The sequence below is a fragment of the Streptomyces sp. NPDC088554 genome (assembly GCF_044752945.1).
Classification (GTDB): Bacteria; Actinomycetota; Actinomycetes; order Streptomycetales; family Streptomycetaceae; genus Streptomyces.
Window position 1 is genome coordinate 1 of the sequence record NZ_JBIVMF010000037.1, and the last position, 16,405, is coordinate 16,405.

Annotated in this window: 1 protein-coding gene; it reads left to right on the plus strand. The window is 72.5% G+C overall.

Annotated elements, in window-relative coordinates; all coding sequences use genetic code 11:
* Positions 1–16,386: type I polyketide synthase (locus ACIP8W_RS29180; RefSeq protein ID WP_402205356.1), on the plus strand; the 16,386-nt coding region annotated here is incomplete at its 5' end.
* Between the last annotated feature and the right edge of the window lie 19 nt (positions 16,387–16,405).

The window sequence follows — 16,405 nt, forward strand, 5'->3', positions numbered from 1 at the left end:
GGGATGATGTCGGTGGCGCTGCCGGTGGAGGAGTTGGAAGCCAGGCTGGTGGTGTGGCCGGACCGGGTGTCGGTCGCGGCGGTCAACGGGCCCCGTTCGGTGGTCGTTTCCGGTGAACTCGAAGCGATGGATGAGCTTTTCGCGGAGCTGACGGCCGGGGGTGTGCGGGTTCGTCGTGTCGCGGTGGATTATGCGTCGCATTCGGTGCAGGTGGAGGGTTTGCGGGACGAGCTGTTGGATGTGCTTGGTCCGGTGTGTCCTGGTGCGTCGAAGGTTCCGTTCTTTTCGACGGTGACGGGTGGCTGGCTGGATACGGCTCGGATGGATGCGGGGTACTGGTTCCGTAATCTGCGGCAGCGGGTGCTGTTCGCGGATGCGGTCCGTGATCTGCTGGGGTCGGGTCATGGTGCGTTTGTCGAGGTCAGCTCGCATCCCGTGCTGACGATGTCCGTACAGGACATGATCGACGCGTCCCCTGAACCGGCTGTCGCGGTGGGTACGTTGCGCCGGGACCAGGGTGGTATGGACCGGGTCCTGTTGTCGGCGGGCGAGGTGTTCGTCCGGGGTGTGGGGGTCGACTGGGCCGGGGTGTTCGCGGGGACGGGTGCGCGGCGGGTCGACCTGCCCACTTACGCCTTCCAGCGTGAACGGCTGTGGGCGGTGGCGCCGGTGGCGGAGCCGGGTGTGGCTGCCGATCCGGTGGATGCCGAGTTCTGGTCGGTGGTGGAGTCGGGGGATGTGTCGGCTCTGGTGTCGGTGTTGGGTGTGGACGAGGGTTCGGTGGCGGCGGTGTTGCCGGGGTTGTCGTCGTGGCGGAGGTCGCGTCGGGAGCGGTCGGTGGTGGATGCGTGGCGGTATCGGGTGGTGTGGTCTCCGGTGGGGGCGGTGCCGCGGGGGGTGTTGTCCGGTGTGTGGCTGCTGGTGTCGGCCGAGGGGGTCGATGATGCCGAGGTGGCTGGTGTGCTGGGTGGTGCGGGTGCTGAGGTGCGGCGGTTGGTGCTGGACGAGTCGTGTGTCGACCGGGGGGTGTTGGCCGGGCGGCTTGTGGGTTGTGGCGGGGTGGTGGGTGTGGTGTCGGTGCTGGCTGGTGCTGAGGGGGTGGGGGAGCGGTATCCGGGGCTTTCGTTGGGGCTGGCGTTGTCGGTGTCGTTGGTGCAGGCGTTGGGGGATGCCGGGGTTGGTGCGCGGTTGTGGTTCCTGACGTGTGGTGCGGTGTCGACGGGGCGTTCGGATGTGGTGTTGAGTCCGGTGCAGGCGCAGGTGGCGGGTGTGGGGTGGACGGTGGCGTTGGAGCATCCGCAGCGGTGGGGTGGTGTGGTTGATCTGCCGGGGGTGCTGGATCGGCGGGGTGCGGGTCGGCTGGTGTCGGTTCTGGCGGGTGGTCTGGGGGAGGAGGATCAGCTGGCGGTTCGGTCCTCGGGGGTTTTCGCCCGGCGGATCGTCCGGGCGGGTGCCACGGATGAGCGCCGTCCGGCCCGTGACTGGAGGCCGCGTGGCACCACGCTGGTGACCGGGGGTTCGGGGACGCTCGCGCCTCATCTGGCCCGTTGGTTGGCGGGGCAGGGGGCGGAGCATGTGGTATTGGTCAGTCGTCGGGGTGGGGAGGCGCCCGGGGCGGTGGAACTCGTCGCGGAGTTGGCGGAGTTGGGTACGGAGGTCATGGTCGCCGCGTGCGATGTGACCGACCGGGACGCGCTGGCCGTGCTGCTGGCCGGACTCAAGGCCGAAGGCCGTACGGTACGTACCGTCGTCCACACCGCCGCTCTCATCGAGCTGGCGTCACTCGACGAGACCACACTTGACGCCTTCGCCCGGGTGTCCCACGCGAAGGTGGTGGGCGCCCAGGTCCTGGACGAGCTGTTCGACAACGACGACCTGGACGACCTGATCCTCTACTCGTCCACGGCGGGGATGTGGGGCAGCGGCGCCCACGCCGCCTATGTGGCGGGCAACGCCTATCTGGCCGCGCTCGCCGCCCACCGCAGGGCGCGTGGGCGGCGTACGGTGTCCCTCTCCTGGGGCATCTGGGCCGACGACATCAAGCTCGGCCGGGTCGACCCGCAGCTGATCCGCCGCAGTGGCCTGGAGTTCATGGCACCGCAGCTCGCACTGGCCGGACTGAAGCGGGCTCTGGACGACGACGAGACCGTCATCGCGGTCGCCGATATCGACTGGGACACCTACTACCCCGTCTTCACATCGAGCCGGCCCACTCCTCTCTTCACCCAAGTCCCCGAGGTGTTGAGGCTCACCGAAGCCGCGCAACAGGCCAACAGGACCGTCGTGGAAGGCGAGTTCACCGCACGACTGCGTATGCTGACCGCCGCCGAGGGGGAGCGGCTGCTGTTGGAGACGGTCCGTACCGAGGCCATGGCGGTGCTGGGCCTCACCTCCGCCGAGGCGCTGCCCGACCAACGTGCCTTCCGCGACGTCGGGTTCGACTCGCTCACTGCGGTCGGGCTGCGCAACCGTCTCGCCTCGGTCACCGGGCTCACCCTGCCGACGACCATGGTCTTCGACTACCCGAACCCGGCCGCGCTCGCGGGTTTCCTGAAGTCGGAACTGGCAGGCGCACGGCCCGCCACCGGCACACCGTCCACCGGCGTGCGGACCGCCGCCGACGACGATCCGATCGCCATCATCGGGATGAGCTGCCGTTATCCCGGCGGCATCAGCTCACCGGACGACCTGTGGAAACTCGTCCTGGACGGCGGCGACGCCATCTCGGCCTTCCCCGCCGACCGTGGCTGGGACGCCGAGGAACTGTACGACCCGGACCCCGACCGACAGGGCCGTACCTACTCCGTGCAGGGCGGATTCCTGCGCGACGTCGGCGACTTCGACCCCGGGTTCTTCGGGATCTCGCCGCGCGAGGCCGTGTCGATGGACCCCCAGCAGCGGCTGCTGCTGGAGACGGCCTGGGAAGCCTTCGAGCACGCCGGCATCGACCCGGTCTCCCGGCGCTCCAGCCCGACCGGCACCTTCATCGGCGCCAGCTACCAGGACTACGCGTCCAGTGTGCCGGGCGCGGCGGAGGGCTCCGAGGGTCACATGATCACCGGCACACTCTCCAGTGTGCTGTCCGGGCGGGTCTCGTACCTCTTCGGATTCGAGGGTCCGGCGGTCACCCTCGACACCGCCTGCTCGTCCTCGCTCGTCGCACTGCATCTGGCCTGCCAGTCGCTGCGCAACGGCGAGAGCACCCTCGCGCTCGCGGGCGGTGTCAGCATCATGTCCACCCCCAGTGCGTTCGTCGGCTTCAGCAGGCAGCGGGCGCTCGCGGTGGACGGCCGCTGCAAGGCGTACGCCGAGGCCGCCGACGGGATGACCCTCGCGGAGGGCGTCGGGCTCGTCCTGCTGGAACGCCTCTCCGAGGCACGGCGCCAGGGCCATCAGGTCCTCGCGGTGGTACGCGGCTCCGCCGTCAACCAGGACGGCGCGTCCAATGGTCTGACCGCCCCCAACGGCCCCTCCCAGCAGCGTGTGATCCGCGCCGCGCTCGACAACGCGGGACTGACCCCCGGCGAGATCGATGTCATCGAGGGCCACGGCACGGGCACCGCGCTCGGCGACCCCATCGAGGCACAGGCCCTGCTGACCACGTACGGGCAGGACCGGGACCCGGCGAGTCCGCTGCTGCTCGGCTCGGTGAAGTCCAACATCGGGCACACCCAGATGGCCTCCGGCGTCGCCAGTGTCATCAAGATGGTCCACGCGCTCCAGCAGGGCATCGCGGCGAAGACCCTGCACATCGACAGCCCGTCGTCACACGTGGACTGGGCCTCGGGCGCGATCGGGCTGCTCACCGAGCAGACCCGCTGGCCGGAGACCGGCCGCCCGCGCCGGGGCGCCGTTTCCTCGTTCGGGCTCAGTGGCACCAACGCGCACACCATCCTGGAGCAGGCACCCGAGCCGGACCCGGCGCAGGAGCCCGCTGTGACGTGGGCGCCCCCCGGCGTTGTACCCGTGCTGGTGTCCGGCCGGGGCGAGGCCGCGCTGCGGGCCCAGGCGGGACGGCTGCTGTCCCTGGTCGAGGAGCGGCCCGGGACGCGCCTCGACGATCTGGCGTTCTCGCTGGCCACTTCCCGTGCGCGGTTGGAGCGCCGGGCCGCAGTGGTCGCCACGGACCGCGACGAACTCCTGCGCGGACTGCTCGCGCTGCGCGACGGAGTGCCGGGCCCCGGCGTGATCCAGGGCGGTACGGGCCGTGGCCGTACGGCGTTCCTGTTCAGCGGCCAGGGCAGCCAGCACCCCGGCATGGGACGTGAACTGTACGAGCGGTTCCCGGCGTTCGCCGACGCGCTCGACGCCGTACTGGCCCGGGTCGACCGGGTGCTGCCCCGGCCGCTGCGCGACCTCGTGTTCAGCGCCGAGGGCTCGCCCGAGGCCGCTCTGCTCGACCGGACGGAGTACGCGCAGCCCGCGCTGTTCGCCGTCGAGGTCGCCCTGTTCCGGCTCATCGAGTCCTGGGGCGTCACCCCCGACTACCTGGCCGGACACTCCATCGGGGAGCTCGCCGCCGCACACATCGGGGGTGTGTTCTCCCTGGACGACGCCTGCGCCCTGGTGGCGGCGCGCGGCAGGCTGATGCAGGCGCTGCCCGAGGGCGGTGCGATGGTCGCCGTACAGGCAACCGAGGACGAGGTACGGCCGCTGCTGGCCGGTGATGTATCGATCGCCGCCGTCAACGGGCCTTCGGCGGTGGTGATTTCAGGTGCGGAGGACGGCGTGCTCGCCATCGCGGCGGAACTCGCCGCCGCGGGGCGCCGGACGAAGAGACTGCGGGTGAGTCATGCCTTCCACTCGCCGCTCATGGACGCCATGCTCGACGACTTCGCCGCCGTCGCGCGCTCCCTCACCTACCATCCGCCGCTGATCCCGCTCGTCTCCAACGGCACCGGCACACTCGCCACCACGGACCAGGTGTGCTCCCCGGAGTACTGGGTCCGGCACGTGCGCGAGGCGGTCCGCTTCGCCGACGGGATCGGCTGGCTCTCCGCACACGGCGGCGTCCACACCTTCCTGGAACTCGGACCCGACGGGGTGCTCTGCGCACTGGCACGCGAGAGCCTGACGGACGCGCCGCACACCGCGTTGCTCCCGGCGCTGCGCGGCGACCGCCCCGAGGTACGGGCGCTGACCACGGCGCTGGCCGGCGCACACGCCCACGGGACCGAGGTGGACTGGGCGGCGTTCTTCGCGGGCTCCGGAGCCCACCGCGTCGAGCTGCCGACCTACGCCTTCCAGCGCCGCCGGTACTGGCCCGAGACCCCCGACGCCACCGCCGAACCCCTGGCCGAGAACTCGGTGGACGCCGAGTTCTGGGCGGCGGTGGAGCGCGACGACGTCACCTCGCTGGCCGCCTCGCTCGGCCTGGACGACTCCACGGTGGGCGCCATGGTGCCCGCGCTCACCGCGTGGCGCCGCCGCAGGGGCGAGCAGTCCGCCGTCGACGCCTGGCGCTACCGCGTCACCTGGAAGCCGCACACCGGCCCCGCCGCGCCGGACGCGCTCACCGGAACCCGGCTGGTGCTCCTCCCCGCGCGTACGGAACACACCGCGTGGGCCGCCGAGGTCGTCGCCGCCCTCGGCACACCGACCGTCACCGTCGAGGTCGCGGACACCGACCGGGCCGGCCTCGCCGCCCGGCTGCGTCAACTCCTTACCGAAGGAAGTGAGTTCACCGGGGTCCTGTCGCTTCTCGCCCTCGCGGACGGCTCTGCTCTTGAGGGCGGGTCGGCCTTCGCGGGCGGCTCGGGGGAGCCCGCCGCCCTCCTGACGGCGGTCGCGGTCCAGGCGCTCGGCGACGCCGGGATCGACGCCCCGCTGTGGAGTGTCACCCGGGGCGCGGTCGCGGTGGGCCGTTCCGAGAAGGTCACCGATCCGGAGCAGGCCGCCGTGTGGGGCCTCGGCCGGGTCGTCGCGCTGGAACAGCCGGGCCGCTGGGGCGGCTCGGTGGATCTGCCCGACCGCATCGACGACCGGGCCGCCCACCGGCTGCGTACCGTCCTGGTCGCAGCGGACGGCGAGGACGCGGTCGCCGTACGCGCCTCCGGAGTCTTCGTACGCCGCCTCGTCCACAGCCCCATCGGACGGAGCGCGGCCCCCGGCGGCCGGACACCGAACGGCACCGTCCTGATCACCGGCGGCACCGGCGGCCTCGGCGGCCATGTCGCCCGCGGGCTCGCCCGCGCCGGAGCCGCACACCTGCTGCTCATCAGCCGACGCGGTGAGGACGCCCCCGGCGCGGGTGAACTCCGCGACGAACTCGGCGCACTCGGCGCGCGGGTCACCATCACGGCCTGCGACGCCGCGGACCGCGACGCGCTGGCGGCCGTACTCGCCGCCATCCCCGAGGACGCACCGCTCACCGCCGTGATCCACACGGCGGGCGTGGTCGAGGACAGCGTCGTGGACGCCCTGACGCCGGACTCCTTCGCCTCCGTGCTGCGCGCCAAGGCGGCCCCGGCCCGTCATCTGCACGAGCTGACCGCCGGCCTCGACCTGTCGGCGTTCGTCCTGTTCTCCTCCACCGCAGGTGTCTTCGGCGCCGCCGGACAGGGCAACTACGCAGCCGCCAACGCCTACTTGGACGCCCTTGCCGAACACCGCAGGGCCCACGGACTGACCGCGCTCTCCGTCGCCTGGGGCCCGTGGGCGGGATCCGGTATGGTCGCGGGCGACGCCGGGATCGAGAGCCGGGTACGACGCGGCGGATTCGAACCGCTGGCACCCGAACCGGCCGTCCAGGCGCTGCTGCGCGCCATCGCGTATGACGACACGGCCGTTGCCGTCGCCGACATCGACTGGACCCGCTTCCAGCGCGCGTTCGCCGCGACCCGCCCCCTGCCGCTCATCGGAGAACTGCCCGAGGTGCGACGGTCCGCACCCGCCGAGGAGACCGGCGAACCCGCGCTCCGACAGCGGCTCGCGGCCCTGCCCGAGAACGAACAGGCAGGACACGTAAGGGAGTTGCTGCGCTCCCAGATCGCTGCGGTCCTCGGACACACCGACGCCGGGGACATCGAGGACGACCGGGCCTTCCGCGACCTCGGATTCGACTCCCTGACCACACTCGAACTCCGCAACACCCTCGCCGCCGTCACCGGTCTGCGGCTCCCCGCGTCGCTCGTCTACGACCTGCCGACCCCGAACGCGCTGGCGGACCACCTCCTGGCCGAACTGCTCGGCTCGCTCCCCGCCGCCACGGCCCCCGTACCGGTGGGCCACACATCCGACAACGACCCGATCGCCGTCGTCGGCATCGGCTGCCGCTTCCCCGGGGGAGTCACCTCCCCCGACGAACTGTGGCGATTCCTCGACGAAGGCACGGACGGCATCTCCGCCTTCCCCGCCGACCGGGGCTGGGACATCACCACACTCGGTGCGGGCGCCTCCGACACCCTCGAAGGCGGATTCCTCACCTCGGTCGCCGACTTCGACGCCCGTTTCTTCGGTATCTCACCGCGCGAGGCACTGGCCATGGACCCCCAGCAGCGGCTGCTGCTGGAGACCACCTGGGAGGCGCTGGAGCGCGCCGGTATCGACCCGTCCACCCTGCGCGGCTCCACCACCGGCGTCTTCATCGGCACCAACGGCCAGGACTATCCGACCCTGCTGCGCCGGTCGGCCTCCGATGTCCAGGGCTATGTCGCCACCGGCAACACGGCGAGTGTGATGTCGGGCCGGCTCTCCTACGCACTCGGCCTGGAGGGCCCGGCGGTTACGGTCGACACCGCCTGCTCGTCCTCGCTGGTCGCGCTGGACTGGGCGGGCAAGGCACTGGCCGCGGGGGAGTGCTCGCTGGTGATCACGGGCGGTGTGTCCGTGATGTCGAGCCCGGACTCCTTCGTCGAGTTCTCCCGACAGGGCGGCCTCGCCCCGGACGGCCGCTGCAAGGCGTTCTCCGACAGCGCGGACGGCACGGCCTGGTCAGAAGGTGTCGGCATCCTGGTGCTGGAACGGCTCTCCGACGCCGTACGCAACGGACACGAGGTTCACGGCATCATCCGCGCCACAGCCGTCAACCAGGACGGCGCGTCCAACGGCCTCACCGCGCCCAACGGCCCCTCCCAGCAACGGGTGATCCGTCAGGCCCTCGCCAACGCCGGACTGTCCGCGTCGGACGTGGACGCGGTCGAGGCACACGGCACGGGGACCACACTCGGCGACCCGATCGAGGCGCAGGCCCTGCTCGCCACGTACGGTATGGACCGCGAACACCCGCTGCTGCTCGGCACGATCAAGTCCAACATCGGCCACACCCAGGCCGCGGCCGGTGTCGCCGGGGTCATCAAGATGCTGCTGGCCATGCGCCACGGCATCCTCCCCCGGTCCCTCCACATCGACGCCCCCTCGGCACACGTCGACTGGTCCTCCGGGGCCGTGTCACTGCTGCGCGAGGCCGTGACCTGGCCGGGAACCGGACACCCTCGCCGCGCCGGGGTGTCGGCCTTCGGTGTGAGCGGTACGAACGCGCATGTCATCGTCGAGCAGGCGCCGGCGGCCCCCGCACCGAGCGAGGAGCCCCCCACCGCCCCGGCCGCTGTGCCGTGGGTCGTCTCAGGACGGACCCACGAGGCGCTCCAGGCGCAGATCGAGAAGCTCACCGCCTTCGCCGCACACCGCACGGAACTCTCCCCCCTGGACATCGGCCGCTCGCTCGCCACCGACCGCACCTCCTTCCCGCACCGGGCGGTGCTGCTGGCCGCTCCCGAAGGCGTACGGGAAGTGGCGCGCGCGGTCGCGGGCCGTGCCCCCGGCAGGTCGGTCTTCCTCTTCCCCGGCCAGGGCAGCCAGCGCGCCGCGATGGGCCGGGAGCTGTACGGCCGCTTCCCCGCCTTCGCCGAAGCGCTGGACGCGGTCCTCGCCCAGCTGGACACGGAGCTGGAATTCCCGCTGCGCGACGTGCTGTTCGCCGACCCGGGCACCCCGGACGCGGAGCTGTTGAACGGTACGGGGGCTGCTCAGCCCGCGTTGTTCGCGGTGGAGGTGGCGCTGTTCCGGTTGGTGGAGTCGTGGGGTGTGGTCCCGGATTTTGTGGCGGGTCATTCGATCGGTGAGATCGCGGCGGCCCATGTGGCGGGGGTGTTCTCGTTGGAGGACGCGTGCCGTCTGGTGGCCGCGCGGGCGTCGTTGATGGCCGCGCTTCCGGTGGGGGGTGCGATGGTGGCTGTGCAGGCGACGGAGGATGAGGTTCTGCCGCTGCTGGCCGGTGACGTGTCGATCGCCGCCGTCAACGGTCCTTCTTCCGTGGTGATTTCGGGTGCGGAGGGTGCTGTGCTGGCTCTCGCGGAGAGGCTGGCGGCGGACGGGCGGCGGACGAAGCGGCTGCGGGTCTCGCACGCCTTCCACTCGTCGCTGATGGACCCGATGCTGGGCGCATTCCGTTCGGTGGCGCAGAAGTTGGCGTACGGGGAGCCGCGTATCCCCGTGGTGTCGAACGTGACCGGTCGGATCGCCGAGGTCGAAGAGGTGTGCTCGGCGGAGTACTGGGTGCGGCATGTACGCGAAGCCGTACGGTTCGCCGACGGCATCCACACCCTGCGGGACGCGGGCGCCACCACCTTCGTGGAACTCGGGCCCGACGCGGTGCTCTCCGCCCTGGTGGGACAGGCCCTGGACGGTACGGAACCGGCGTCCCTGGTGGTGCCGCTGCTCAGGCTCCTTCCCGGGCAGGGCGAGGAGGCTGCCCTGACCGGCGCGCTCGCCACACTGCACACACACGGCGCGGGACCGCGCTGGTCGGCGTATTTCGAGGCCACCGGGGCGCGCCGCGTCGAACTGCCGACCTACGCCTTCCAGCGCGAGCGGTACTGGCCCGAGCCCGCCGCCGCACCGGAGTTCACCGCCGCGCCGGAGTCCGCCGTCGCCGTACCGGACGAGCGCCCGGACGGGACCGACTGGCTCTACCGCGAGACCTGGACCCCCCTGCCGGCCCCTGCGGGGACCGTCACACCCGGCCGCCCGCTGGTGATCGTGCCGTCCGGCGACGGATCCGCGTGGCTCACGGCCGCGGTCGGGGCGCTGGGCGCGGAAGCGGTACGGGTGGAGGCCGACGCGGCCGACCACGCCAACCTGGTGCGGCGGCTCGCCGCGCCGCGCGAGGACGCCGCCGGATACACCGCCGTCGTTTCGCTGCTCGCCACCGGACCGGCCGACGTCAACGGCCTGCCCCCGGAGGCGGCCCGGCCCGACGCCCTGCTCCGGGCGCTGGACGCGGCCGGGATCGACGCACCGCTGTGGTGTGTGACCCGGGGCGCCGTGTCCACCACCCCCCACGAGCCGCCGCCGCACGCCGGACAGGCCGCCATCTGGGGCGAGGGCCGTGTCACCGCGCTGGAGCACCCGGAGCGCTGGGGCGGGCTGATCGATCTGCCCGTCACACCGGACGACCGCGCGGGCGCCGTCTTCGCCGGGGCCCTGACCGGCCACCACGGCAGCGGCGAGGACCAGCTCGCGGTCCGCGCCACCGGAGCCCTCGGCCGCAGGCTGGTGCGTACGCAGCCGGACGCCTCCCCGGACGGCGGTTCCTGGCGGCCCACCGGCACCGTCCTCGTCGTCGGGGGTACGGGCGTGATGGGCGGCCGGGTCGCCCGCTGGCTGGCCCAAGAGGGCGCGCCCCACCTCGTGCTGACGGAACGTCATGTTTCGCGGGCCGAGAACACCGACGCGCTGGAAGCCGAGCTGCGGCGGCTCGGCGCCACGGTCACCGTCGCTGTCTGCGATGTGTCCGACCGCGAGGCGCTGACCGCGCTGCTGGCCACGATCCCCGAGGACGCGCCGCTCAGCGCGGTCGTCCACGCGGAGGAGACCGCGACGGGCCAGGAGCGGGAGCGGGACGCGCTGACCGCCGCGCTCGCCGGGCCCGTACAACTGGACGCTGTTCTCGGGGACCGGCCGCTCGACGCGTTCGTCCTCTTCGGTTCCGTCGCCGGGGTCTGGGGTGTCCGGGGCCGCCGGACAGAGGCCGCGATCGGCGCGTACCTCGACGCCCTCGCGCGGCGCCGCCGCCACCGGGGAACCACCGGACTCGCCGTCGCCTGGGGAGCCTGGGAGGCGACCGTCGACCGGGGCACGGCCGCCCACCTGCGGATGAGCGGGCTGCCGATGCTGGACCCCGGTACGGCGCTCGCCGCACTCGGCCGGGCCGTCGCCGCCGACGAGACCGCCGTGACCGTGGCCGATGTGCGCTGGGAGACCTTCGCCCCCGCCTTCACCGAAACCCGCCCCAGCACCCTGCTGGCCGGCCTGCCGGAAGCCCGCACCGCCATTGAGGCGGTGCGCCGTGCCCGTACCGAAGAACAGTCGGCCGCGGGCGCCTACCGGCGGACACTGCGCGCACTGCCCGAGACCGAACGGGCGGACACACTGCTCACACTGGTCGCCGAGAAGGCCGCGCTGGTGCTCGGACACCCGGACCCCCGGACCGTCGAAGCCGACCTGCCCTTCCGGGACCTCGGCTTCGACTCGCTCACCGCCGTCGATCTGCGCAACCAGCTCACCGCCACAACCGGACTGAGCCTCCCCGCCACCCTCGTCTTCGACCACCCCACCCCCGCCGAACTCGCCGACCGGATGAGGAACTTGCTGCTCGGCGAGGAGCCGGACACCGGCGCGCCCCTCGCGGCAGCGGGACGGTCCGACGACGATCCCCTCGCGATCGTCGGCATGGCCTGCCGCTACCCCGGCGGGGTCGGCTCGCCCGAGGAGCTGTGGCAGCTCGTCCTCGACGGGACCGATGCGGTCGGGGAATTCCCCACGGACCGGGGCTGGGACCTCGGCACCCTGCTCGGGGGCCCGCCCGAGGGCGGACACGGACGCAGCGCCACCGGCCACGGCGGATTCCTCTACGACGCCGCCGACTTCGACCCCGGCCTCTTCGGCATCTCGCCGCGCGAAGCCCTGGTCATGGACCCGCAGCAGCGCCTCGTACTCGAAGTCGCCTGGGAGGCGCTGGAACGCGCGGGCATCGACGCGGCCACCCTCAAGGGCAGTACGACCGGGGTGTACGTGGGCGGCGGCAGCGGCGACTACCGGCCGCCCGCCGAGACCGGGCAGTGGGAGACCGCCCAGTCGGCGAGCCTCCTCTCCGGCCGCCTCGCCTACTCCTTCGGCCTCCAGGGACCCACCGTGTCCGTGGACACGGCCTGCTCGTCGTCGCTGGTCGCCCTGCATCTGGCGGCACAGGCGGTGCGCGGTGGCGAGTGCTCGATCGCGCTGGCGGGCGGTGTGACCGTGATGTCCACCCCGGTGGGCTTCGTCGAGTTCAGCGCCCAGGGCGCGCTCTCCCCGGACGGCCGCTGCAAGGCGTTCTCCGAAGAGGCCGACGGCACCGGCTGGTCCGAAGGCGTGGGCATGCTCGTCGTCGAACGGCTCTCCGACGCACATCGCAACGGCCACCACGTCCTGGCGGTCCTGCGCGGCTCCGCCATCAACCAGGACGGCGCCTCCAACGGCCTGACCGCCCCCAGCGGACCCGCCCAGCAGCGCGTCATCCGCCAGGCCCTCGCCAACACGGGCCTCGTCCCCGCCGACATCGACGCGGTGGAGGCACACGGCACCGGCACCCGCCTCGGCGACCCGATCGAGGCACAGGCGCTCCTGGCCACCTACGGCCAGGACCGGCACCCCGAACGGCCGGTCCTGCTCGGCTCCCTGAAGACCAACATCGGTCACACACAAGCCGCTTCGGGTGTCGGCGGCGTCATCAAGATGGTCATGGCGATGCGCCACGGCACCCTCCCCAAGTCGCTGTACGCCGACACACCGTCGTCACACGTCGACTGGACGGCGGGCGCCGCCCGGCTGCTCACCGAACGGACCGACTGGCCCGACACGGGCCGTGCGCGCCGCGCCGCGGTCTCCTCGTTCGGAGCCAGTGGCACGAACGCCCACGTCATCCTGGAGCAGGCCCCGCCCGCCCCGGCGACACCCGGCACACCGGTACGGGACCCGGACGCCCTCCCGGTCCTGCTCTCCGCCAGGTCGCAGAGCGCCCTGCGCGCCCAGGCCCGCCGACTGCTCACCCGGATGACGGCCCACCCGGACACACCCCTGCCCGACCTGGCACTCTCCCTTGCCACCACCCGCTCGGTCTTCGAGCACCGGGCCGCCCTGACCGCCACCGCACACGACGGACTGCTGTCCGGGCTGGCCGCGCTGGCCGACGGCGGCACCACCCCGGACCTGGTCGAACACCGGGTGGAACGGGTCGGGAAGAGTGCGTTCTTGTTCTCCGGGCAGGGTTCGCAGCGGTTGGGGATGGGGCGTGAGCTGTACGGGCGGTTCCCCGTCTTCGCGGCGGCGCTGGACTCCGTACTGGAGCAATTGGGCGAGTCCCTGCGTGATGTGATGTGGGGCGATGACGCGGAGCTGTTGAACGACACGGGACGCACTCAGCCCGCGTTGTTCGCGGTGGAGGTGGCGCTGTTCCGGTTGGTGGAGTCGTGGGGTGTGGTCCCGGATTTTGTGGCGGGTCATTCGATCGGTGAGGTTGCGGCGGCCCATGTGGCGGGGGTGTTCTCGTTGGAGGACGCGTGCCGTCTGGTGGCCGCGCGGGCGTCGCTGATGGCCGCGCTTCCGGGTGGCGGTGCGATGGTCGCTGTACAGGCAACGGAGGACGAGGTCCTGCCGCTGCTGGCCGGTGACGTGTCGATCGCCGCCGTCAACGGTCCCTCGGCCGTGGTGATTTCGGGTGCGGAGGACGCTGTCCAGGACGTCGCGGCCCGGCTGGAGAAGCAGGGCCGGAAGACGACCCGGCTCCGGGTGTCGCACGCGTTCCACTCGCCGCTGATGCGGCCGATGCTGGACGCGTTCCGGGCAGTGGCGGAAGGACTGACCTACCGCGCGCCCCGGATCACCGTCGTGTCCCATCTGACCGGCGCCCCCGCCTCGGGCGACACACTGCGCACACCCGACTACTGGGTACGGCACGTCAGCGAGGTGGTCCGCTTCGCGGACGGCGTACGGGCGATGGCCGAGCGCGGTGTGACCACTTTCCTGGAGCTGGGCCCGGACGGGGCGCTCTCCGCGCTGGCCCAGGAATCCCTGGACCCCGCGGCCTTGGCCGTACCACTGCTGCGCAAGGGCCGGGACGAGGAAACCACCTTGGTCACCGCGCTCACCCGGCTGCATGTACGAGGTGTACGGGTGGACTGGCCCGCGTTCTTCGAGGGCACCGGAGCGCAGCGGGTGGACCTGCCGACCTACGCCTTCCAGCGGGGCCGGTTCTGGCCCGATGCCATGCCCGGAGCCACGGACACGTCCCGGGACACGGGCACGACCGACCGCGCCTTCTGGGACGCGGTGCGGCAGGAGGACTTCACCTCGCTGGAATCCACCCTGGACATCGAGGGCGACGCCCTGTCCAAGGTGCTGCCCGCGCTGCTGGACTGGCGCAGCCGGCTCGACGACGAGTCGGTCATGGACGGCTGGCGCCACCGGATCGTGTGGAAGGCACTCCCGGGCGGCTCCACCGCACACCGGAAGCCGCTGACGGGCACCTGGCTCGCGGTCGTTCCCCGGGAACTGGCCGGGGACCCGTGGGTGAACGGCGCGCTCGACGTGCTGGGCACCACCACCGTACGAGTGGAGACCGGCTCCCCGGACCGGACCGCGCTGGCCGAGGAGCTGCGCGCCCTGGACACGGCCGCGTTCACCGGGGTCGTATCGCTGCTGGCGCTGCGGGACACCACGGCGGGCGGCAGTGTGCCCGAGGGCATCGCCCTCACCGCCGTACTGCTCCAGGCCCTGGGCGACGCGGGCATCGGCGCGCCGTTGTGGTGTGTCACCCGGAGCGCGGTCTCCACCCACCGCACGGACGAACCGCACCACCCGCTCCAGGCAGGGATCTGGGGACTCGGCCGGGTCGCCGCGCTGGAGTACCCGGAGCGCTGGGGCGGACTGGTCGACCTGCCGGGAACACTGGACGCGCGGACGGCCACCGGATTCGCGGCGGTGCTCGCGGGGCTCGACGGCGAGGACCAGGTCGCCGTACGGACCTCCGCGCTGCTCGCCCGCAGGCTCGTCCCGGCGCCCGGCAAGCGGCAGGACGGCAGCTGGGACCCGGACGGCACCGTACTGATCACCGGAGGCACCGGCGCCCTCGGCGCCCATGTCGCCCGCAGGCTCGCCCGGAGTGGAACACACCATCTGGTGCTGCTCGGCCGCCGAGGCCCCGACGCACCCGGTGCTGCTGAACTCCGTTCAGAAATCGAGGAGTTGGGCGCACGCGTCGAGATCGTCGCCTGCGATGCCGCCGACCGGGACGCGCTGACCGCCGTACTCGCGGACATCCCGGCCGAGCACCCGCTGACCGGTGTGGTGCACGCGGCCGGAGTCCTCGACGACGGAATCCTCGACCGGCTCACCCCGGAACGGTTCGAGGCGGTGTTCCGCTCGAAGGTCGCCTCCGCGCTCCTGCTCGACGAACTCACCCGCGACCGGGAACTGACCGCCTTCGTGCTGTTCTCCTCCGCGTCCGCGGCGGTCGGCAACCTCGGCCAGGCCAACTACGCGGCGGCCAACGCGGTTCTGGACGCGCTGGCCGAGCGGCGCCGGGCACAGGGGAGGGCGGCGACCTCCATCGCCTGGGGGGCCTGGGGCGGCGGCGGAATGGCCGAAGGCGCGGGCGTCGACGAGGCAGCCCGGCGCGCCGGGGTCGGCGCCATGGCCCCCGAACTCGCCTGCGAGGCGCTGTTCCGGCTGGTCGCGGGCGGCGAGGCGACCGCGGTCGTCGCGGAGGTCGCCCTCGACCGCTTCGCCGGGGCCTTCGGAGCAGGACGGCCGAGCGCCCTGCTGCGCGAGTTCCCCGGATACCGGGAACTGACCGTCCCGGCGCCCGAACACGGCGTGGCCGGTGGCGGTCTGCGGGAGAAGCTCGCGGCCCTGCCGGCGAACCGGCGCCTCGAAACCGTTGTGGAACTGGTCCGCACCCGGGCCGCCCAGGTGCTGGGCTATCCCGACACGGACGCGGTCGGCGCCGAACGGTCCTTCCGCGACCTCGGAGTGGACTCGCTCGGAGCCGTCGAACTGCGAAACCAGCTCAACACCGCCACCGGTCTGGCGCTCTCCGCGACGCTCGTCTTCGACCACCCGACCCCCACCGCCCTCGGCGAGCACGTGCTCCGCCAACTCGTCCCCGCCGAGGCCCCCGGCACCGTGGACGACGGCGAGGAAGCGGAGATCAGGGCCCTGCTGGCCGCCGTACCACTCGACCGGATGCGGGACATCGGGGTGCTGGAACCACTGCTCCGGCTGGCCGGGCGGGGCGGGGCCGCCCCGGACCGGAGCGACGAGGAATCCGACGAGTCCATCGACTCGATGGCAGTGGCAGACCTGGTACGGGCCGCGCTGGGCGATCAGTCCGACCTGTCCGACCTGTAGTGCGAATGATTGACGGAGC